The organism is Mesorhizobium sp. M7A.F.Ca.US.006.04.2.1 (assembly GCF_004022915.1).
In the GTDB taxonomy this organism is placed as follows: domain Bacteria; phylum Pseudomonadota; class Alphaproteobacteria; order Rhizobiales; family Rhizobiaceae; genus Mesorhizobium; species Mesorhizobium ciceri.
The window spans coordinates 1-5,830 of record NZ_RZQA01000387.1 but is presented as its reverse complement, the minus strand read 5'-3'; the positions used below and the strand labels follow the sequence as shown (position 1 = coordinate 5,830).

Here is a 5,830-nt window from a genome sequence, read left to right as displayed (position 1 = left end):
GCGCAGGGACGCTCCGTCTGTCCATCGATCCGACTGCCTACCGGCAGCAGCTCTTTCGAGAAGCCGAGCGGTTGAATGCGGCTGCCGCGCCCGGCAGCGGGCACAATGCCCAACATCAGACTGCTTCCATCATCGGTTCGCGGGGAGATCTTTGAAAGGCGTCGTTTAGAATGTGGTCCAGCTCCGCCGCGCGCCGGGCAGAAGTGTGTTCGTCCAGAACCCGTTCGCGCGCACGGGTTTTGATGGCATCGAGTTCATCTGCCGGCAAGGCGAGCGCCGCGACCACGTCATCGGTGTCGTGGGCCAGCAGGATCTCGCTGCCGGGTTCGAAGAAGCTGCTCAGGCCAGGCCAGGTGTCGGTTATGATCGGCACCCCGCATGCCGCCGCTTCGAACAACCGGCCCGAAGGACACCAGCCTTTTTGCACCATCGCCTCGCGGGTGACATTCAGCGTCAGTCGGGAGGATGAGAAAAACGCCGGATGATCGGCCGGTGGCAGATGCCTGACGAAGAAGATGTTGTCGCCCCACGGGAATTCCTGCGGATACTGTGCGCCGCCGATGATGAAGCGTTGATCCGGTAGACGCGCGGCGGTGCGGACCAGAAGCTTTTCGACGCCGGCCTGGCGATCCGCCGCGTAGGTCCCGAGATAGGACAGATCACCGGCGAATTCGGCCCGCTTCTCTGCCGGCCGGTGTTGGTCGGGATCGACGTGCCCATAGAGCGGCAGCACATGGCGCGCACCCAGAACCGTCTTCAGCGCGTCGACCGCCGAGCCGCCGGTGTAACTCAGGACGAGGTCGAAATCGGCAAGACCCTCAGGGCCGAAATAGGGTGGACGCTCACCTTGTTCGATGCGGGCAAGCGTGACCGGAGTGTCCAGATCGTAGAACACACGCAGTCCGCGGCCTGCCTGCTGCGCCAGCCGCGAGGCGTCCACGGCGTCGGGACAATAAGAGGTGACGATAACGACATCCGATTGCTTGACTGTTTGCTCCGCGACCCGGCGGATGTCCTCCCAGTCCGGGTAGAGCACGACGTTGCCGCCGTCCAGGCGATCAAGATCGCGCGCTCCGGCATAGTAGGGCGTGTCGCGTTCGAAGAAGGTAACGGACCAGCCGCGCCGGGCGAGGGCTCGGATCAGTCCCCTCCATAAGGTGGCATGGCCGTTGCCCCATGAAGACGTGACGGTAAGACCGAAAATGACCATCTGCATCCGGCAAATCCTCGTCAGGCAACTTCGTTCAATCGGATCAGCTTCGCCCCCCAGTCCCCCGACACGATCGTCGTGATCGAAGCGGGATCGATGTCGAAGCGAAAGCAGTCGCCGGCCGGCAAGCCAAGGACCTTGCAGACGGCGGCCTTGATCACATCGGCGTGGCTGACCAGGGCGACACACTGATTCGGATGCTGCTCGTGGACAGCATTCATCACCGCGACGACGCGCTGCTGGACATCGTGCATGGTCTCGCCACTCGGTGTCCTTGCCACTTGCCGCTGATCATTCCAGGCTCGCCAGCTGGCGTCGCCATTCAGTTCATCGAAAGTCTTTCCCGACCAGTCGCCGAAGTCGATCTCGTCAAGTTCGGCGCAGATCGCGATTTCTCCGACACCGCAGGCGAGCGCAACTGGCAGCGCCGTCTCTCGGGTACGCTCGCGCGGGCTGCACAAGATCGCGACGATGGGCTCCCGGGCCATGCGGCAGCCAAGCTGCGTTGCCTGCGCCTTACCGGCATCGCCGAGGCAAACGCCGTCCATACGGCCTGCCAGATAGGAGCCGACATTTTCGTGTGCCGCATGGCGGATCAGAAAGAAGGTCGTCGTCATTCTGCGGCATCGAGCAAAGGCTCGTCCTTGCCTGCGATAAAAGCGAGCGTGCGCTGCCGCGCTTCGGCGTCGGTGAACTGTTCCGGAGGCGACTTCATAAAATAGCTGCAGGGACCGGTCAGCGCGCCAGCTATGCCGCGATCGAGCGCCAGCTTGGCGCAGCGTACCGCATCGATCACCACGCCGGCCGAGTTGGGCGAATCCCAGACCTCCAGCTTGAGCTCGGCATTGAGCGGCACGCCGCCGAAGGTCGTGCCTTCGACCCTTATATAGGCCCACTTGCGATCGGTGAGCCAAGGCACATGGTCGCTCGGGCCGACATGGATGTTGCCCGGCTCCAGGGGAACATCGAACTGGCTGGCCACGGACTGTGTCTTGGAGATTTTCTTCGATTCCAGCCGCTCGCGTTCCAGCATGTTGAGAAAATCGGTGTTGCCGCCGAAATTCAGTTGATAGGTGCGGTCGATGCGTACGCCGCGTTCACGGAAGAGATTGGCTAGCAACCGATGCACGATGGTCGCGCCGACCTGGCTCTTGATGTCGTCGCCGACCAGCGGCAGCCCGCGCTGCTCAAAGCGCCGTCGCCATTCCGGACGTGAGGCGATAAAGACCGGTATGCAATTGACGAAGGCGCAGCCGGCCTCGAGTGCGCATTCGGCATAGAAGCAGGTCGCCTCCTCGGAACCCACCGGCAGGTAGGAAACCAGCACGTCAGCGCTGCTGTCACGCAGGATCTCGGTGACATTGGCAACCGGCTCGGGAGCTTCTTCAATCTCGTCGCGCAAATATTTGCCGATCCCGTCCAGCGTCGGTCCGCGCTCGACGCGAACGCCGGTTGTCATGGCGTCGGCAAAGCGGAACGTGTTGTTGGGGGCGGCGTAGATCGCTTCCGCGACGTCGAGGCCAACCTTGCTCTTGGCGACATCGAATGCGCAGACAATCTCGATGTCGTCGACATGGTAACCGCCGAGGTCGGCATGCATCAGCCCAGGGATTGGTTCGTTGCTTTTAGCGTGACGATAGAACGAGAGGCCCTGCACCAGGGAGGATGCGCAATTGCCGACCCCAACGATACCAACACGAACCTTTTTCGATCCCACGAAACCGCCACCCTATGTTGTTCAAAGGTAAGTTCCTGGCGCCGAACCATCAGCTTGCCGGAATGTTCCTCCGCCCATCGAAAAATTGCGCGAGACAGCATGGATCGAAGCCGCATACGATGCGTTCCCGCACGGCAAGCATTGGAAACCGATCGATGATCGTCTACGGCGACCACAAGCGGACGCAGGACGCACAACAGCTTCGCGAAGCAGCAGGCGAAATGGCCGTAAGACTTGATCGGATGTCTCATGGCATCCGACGCCATGCTGCATTGGTCGGACTGTTCATCAGCGTGTCGGAGCTGGTTCAGGCGCTTGCCGACGTCGATTTCGAAACCTGCGGCATCGACATTTTTTCGCCACGGCAACAGCAAGGCGCCAGGCTGCTGGTCGGGCTTGCCGCCGAGGTAGCGAAGTCGTGGCGAAGCGGTTTCAACGTTGGCGGTGGCATCGATCCGGGACTTCTCAAGCTGCTGGCCGGGCTCGACTGTCAGGCCGAGGTTCTGACCGGCTCCGCTGAGGGTTATGCGCATTATGCGCTTTATCCCGAAAGCTATTTGGACGCGGCGCAGAAGTCGGGGCTCGATGCGAACACATGCGTTATCGGTGTCCGCAGCATTGGCCTTGGGCTCGCAGCTATGGTGGCGGCCTCGATTGGCGCGCCTGCGCCATTCAGCGTTCGTCCGATCGGCCATCCTTTCCACAGGCACATCAACGCCGATCCGCGGTCGATCACCGCTTGGAAGAACAATCCATCGGCGCGTTTCGCCGTTGTCGACGAGGGTCCCGGCCTGTCCGGCAGTTCGATGCATGCCGTTGTCGTTTGGCTGCGTGAACTGGATGTCGATACGGACCGCATTCACCTGTTTCCCAGCCATTCAGGCGGCCCGGGCAGCGAAGCGTCGCCGGAGGCTCGGGAAACGTGGTCGCGCTGTCCGAAACATGTGGCGACGGCGTTTGAATGCACCTTCTCCGAAAACTCGAAAATTCCCACGCTGCGCGATTGGGTGGCCGAGGCGGTCGGCGGGCCGGAATTAAACCTGACCGAACTATCTGGTGGCGAGTGGCGGGCCGCCCACTATGCCGACGAAGGACGCTGGCCGCCGAGCCCACGCGGTACCGAGCGGCGTAAATTCCTGGCGTCCGCCGGGCGTGACCGCTGGCTCGTCAAATTCGCCGGCCTCGGCGAAACCGGACTGCGCAAGAAACGAGCCGCGGCGATGTTGCATGAAGCCGGCTTCGGATCGCAAGTTGTCGCGCTTTGCCATGGCTTTCTGGTTGAACGGTGGATTGACGGCAGCACGATGGATCAGGCGCCGCTGCCCAGGGAAAGACTGATCGCGGAGCTCACAAACTACCTGACCTGGCGTGCGCTCAATCTTCGAACTTGCGAACCGGGTGCATCATTGCTTGCTCTCGCGGAGATGGCTGTTTCCAATGCGTCGGAAGCCTTGGACGAGAAACGCGCAGCGACGTTGCGCGGTTGGCTCTCGAAACCGACCTCCGCGCATGTGCTGCAGCGCGTTGAAATCGACGGAAAGCTTCAACCGTGGGAGTTTCTCGTTCGTGCAGATGGCACGGTGCTCAAGACAGATGCTGTTGACCACTGCCGGGCACATGATTTGATCGGCTGCCAACCGATTGAGTGGGACATTGCCGGCGCCCGCGTCGAGTATGGACTGTCCGACAGCGATGTGAGGACCTTGGTCGAAGGAATGGAACTTCCCATCGACCGTGACCACATCGGCTTTTTCGAACCATGCTATTTGGCATTCCAACTCGGGCTCTGGAGCACGGCTGCGCAATCCGAAAACGGCGGGGAAAAAACAAGGCTGGCCGAGATGGCAGACCGATATAGGATGCCGCTGATACGGTTCCTGGACGAATGCCGGATATGATCGTTCCGATCAGTCCAGCCTTCGCAGCATGTCTGCTTCCTGCTCGAGAATAGTGGCCACTTCCTCGCGCTGCAGATGCGTCATCATCAGGCTGACGCAGCACTCGAGATAGGTAATCGAGGCGCGCCGCAGATAGGCAGCGGTCTCGCGTTCGGCCATCTGGTCGATATCCCTCGAGGGGCGCTTGGGTTGCATGAGGGTGATCCTCCGTATCGGGTCCTCCTGCCAAACCACAAGCCTGGGCGGATGTTCCGCACGATCTCGGGAAAGGTTCGGCGCCATCTCGCATCACGCCGGAAGGTTCTGCAGCCCTCCGGGTGCGGGCCTCGCTCTTTTGGCAAAGCCCGTCATCTGATCGCCGATGCGGCTGCCTTCGAGAGCTGCGAAATAATCGATCGTCAGCTTGAGCCCTTCGTTGAGGGGCACCTTCGGCGTCCAGCCGAGCAGCGCTTTTGCACGCGAAATATCGGGCTGCCTGCGCCGAGGATCGTCTTGCGGCAGCGGTAGAAATCTCAGATCCGATTTGGTACCCGTCATCGCCTTCACCAACGCAGCCAGTCGCACGATGGTGAATTCTCCGGGATTGCCCAGATCCATCGATCTGATCGGAGACATAGCAGAAGGATCGCGTCTGCAAGCCGTCGCCGAAGATCGTCAGGGGACGTTTCTCGAGCGCCTGCATGATCAGGTTCGAGACGATGCGGCCGTCCGCCGGATCCATTCTCGGACCGTAGGTGTTGAAGATGCGCGCGACGCGCACGTCGGCTTTGCCGGCTCTCAGATAGTCGAAGCAAAGCGTTTCGGCGGTGCGTTTGCCCTCGTCGTAGCAGGCGCGCGGACCGGTGCAGTTCACGTGGCCGACATAATCCTCCCTCTGGGGATGCTGTTCCGGATCGCCATACACTTCGCTCGTCGAGGCCTGTAGCAGCCGCGCGTCATATCGGACAGCGAGTTCAAGCAGGTTGAGCGTTCCAATCACGCAGGTTCGCGTGGTGTGGATAGGGT

Annotated in this window: 6 protein-coding genes and 2 pseudogenes; 1 reads left to right on the top strand and 7 read right to left on the bottom strand. The window is 61.4% G+C overall.

The window, feature by feature from the left end; genetic code table 11:
* The 5 genes and pseudogenes from EN925_RS40815 to EN925_RS40810 form a co-directional block, all read right to left on the bottom strand.
* Positions 1-116, bottom strand: a pseudogene (locus EN925_RS40815) (nucleotidyltransferase family protein); the annotation flags it as partial.
* Positions 116-1,216 carry a glycosyltransferase gene (locus EN925_RS20240; protein ID WP_127368127.1) on the bottom strand — a complete coding sequence of 367 codons (1,101 nt, stop codon included), beginning with the start codon at positions 1,214-1,216 and terminating at the stop codon, positions 116-118. The pseudogene EN925_RS40815 and the gene EN925_RS20240, both read right to left, overlap by 1 nt.
* Positions 1,217-1,230: 14 nt before the next feature.
* Positions 1,231-1,827, bottom strand: a complete 597-nt coding sequence (locus tag EN925_RS20235) for a histidine phosphatase family protein (RefSeq protein WP_013533203.1) — start codon at positions 1,825-1,827, stop codon at positions 1,231-1,233.
* Positions 1,824-2,927: a myo-inositol-1-phosphate synthase gene (locus tag EN925_RS20230; RefSeq protein ID WP_013533202.1), complete on the bottom strand. Its 1,104-nt coding sequence runs from the start codon at positions 2,925-2,927 to the stop codon at positions 1,824-1,826. Before EN925_RS20230 ends, EN925_RS20235 begins: the two co-directional genes overlap by 4 nt.
* On the bottom strand, positions 2,810-3,460 hold the full coding sequence (locus tag EN925_RS40810; protein WP_245460882.1) for a hypothetical protein: 651 nt from the start codon (positions 3,458-3,460) through the stop codon (positions 2,810-2,812). Before EN925_RS40810 ends, EN925_RS20230 begins: the two co-directional genes overlap by 118 nt.
* 24 nt (positions 3,461-3,484) lie before the next feature.
* Here EN925_RS40810 and EN925_RS20225 point away from each other — a divergent pair, with 24 nt between their 5' ends.
* Complete coding sequence (locus EN925_RS20225) at positions 3,485-4,825, top strand: hypothetical protein (protein WP_245487250.1); 1,341 nt, start codon at positions 3,485-3,487, stop codon at positions 4,823-4,825.
* Between the two features lie 9 nt (positions 4,826-4,834).
* On the opposite strand, the gene EN925_RS20220 is transcribed toward EN925_RS20225, so the two are convergent.
* Together EN925_RS20220 and EN925_RS20215 are read right to left on the bottom strand one after the other, a co-directional pair.
* Positions 4,835-5,020: a hypothetical protein gene (locus tag EN925_RS20220; protein WP_013533200.1), complete on the bottom strand. Its 186-nt coding sequence runs from the start codon at positions 5,018-5,020 to the stop codon at positions 4,835-4,837.
* A gap of 93 nt (positions 5,021-5,113) precedes the next feature.
* Positions 5,114-5,830: pseudogene (locus EN925_RS20215) on the bottom strand (NAD-dependent epimerase/dehydratase family protein); the annotation flags it as partial.

What these genes read in the sequence shown, in the direction of transcription:
- EN925_RS20240 (WP_127368127.1), bottom strand. Translation starts at nt 1,216, where the DNA reads ATGCAGATGGTCATTTTCGGTCTTACCGTCACGTCTTCATGGGGCAAC.
- EN925_RS20235 (WP_013533203.1), bottom strand. Translation starts at nt 1,827, where the DNA reads ATGACGACGACCTTCTTTCTGATCCGCCATGCGGCACACGAAAATGTC.
- EN925_RS40810 (WP_245460882.1), bottom strand. Translation starts at nt 3,460, where the DNA reads ATGCGCATAACCCTCAGCGGAGCCGGTCAGAACCTCGGCCTGACAGTC.
- EN925_RS20220 (WP_013533200.1), bottom strand. Translation starts at nt 5,020, where the DNA reads ATGCAACCCAAGCGCCCCTCGAGGGATATCGACCAGATGGCCGAACGC.